Origin of the sequence: Colwellia ponticola, assembly GCF_005885605.1 — a bacterium.
Classification (GTDB): domain Bacteria; phylum Pseudomonadota; class Gammaproteobacteria; order Enterobacterales; family Alteromonadaceae; genus Colwellia; species Colwellia ponticola.
Map to the genome: position 1 here is coordinate 1 of NZ_SZVP01000070.1, position 478 is coordinate 478.

At 60.7% G+C, this 478-nt stretch carries 1 pseudogene; it reads right to left on the reverse strand.

The features are described from left to right. Positions 1-184 precede the first annotated feature (184 nt). Positions 185-478, reverse strand: a pseudogene (locus tag FCS21_RS15875) (chemotaxis protein); the annotation flags it as partial.

Consider the following 478-nt stretch of genomic DNA (forward strand, 5'->3'; position numbering starts at 1 on the left):
CATCCAGCGCCGAACGGGCCTGTTTCAGGGTTTCGGCAATGTCGCCCTTGACCCATTCGAGGGCCACGTAGTCGTGCCGATCAACCATAACTGCTCCGCTTAGAATTCGTGGGTTGCCTGGATCTCAAAGCCAATGGAGATCGAGTGTGGGAGGTGGCAAGCCCCCCCACATTTGGATCGCATTTCAATCATCAGCCTGTTTGGCCGCTGGCAGGGTGAAACCCGACACCGACCTGCGCAACTGGCTGGCCATCTTCGCTAAGTTGCCGATGCTTTCGGCGGTAGCGGTGGAGCCCGATGACGTCTGCGTGGTGATCTGCTGGATCACGTTCATGGTCAGGGAGATCTGTCCCGCCGATGAGGTCTGTTGCTGCGCCGCGTTGGAGATGCTCTGGATCAGCGCGGCCAGGGTTTTCGATACGCCTTCGATCTCTTCCAGCGCCACCCCGGCGTCCTGGGCCAGCCGTGCACCGCGCAC